The 223-nt window shown below is 52.5% G+C and carries 1 rRNA gene; it reads right to left on the reverse strand.

Going from position 1 to position 223, the window contains the following annotated elements:
- A 16S ribosomal RNA gene (locus WFO64_RS22465) occupies nucleotides 1-223 on the reverse strand; the annotation flags it as partial.

Below are 223 nucleotides of genomic sequence, written 5' to 3' on the forward strand. Positions count from 1 at the left end.
GATAAGGGTTGCGCTCGTTGCGGGACTTAACCCAACATTTCACAACACGAGCTGACGACAGCCATGCAGCACCTGTCTCAGCGTTCCCGAAGGCACCAAAGCATCTCTGCTGAGTTCGCTGGATGTCAAGAGTAGGTAAGGTTCTTCGCGTTGCATCGAATTAAACCACATGCTCCACCGCTTGTGCGGGCCCCCGTCAATTCATTTGAGTTTTAACCTTGCG

The sequence above is a fragment of the Pantoea sp. AS142 genome, assembly GCF_037152305.1.
Classification (GTDB): domain Bacteria; phylum Pseudomonadota; class Gammaproteobacteria; order Enterobacterales; family Enterobacteriaceae; genus Pantoea.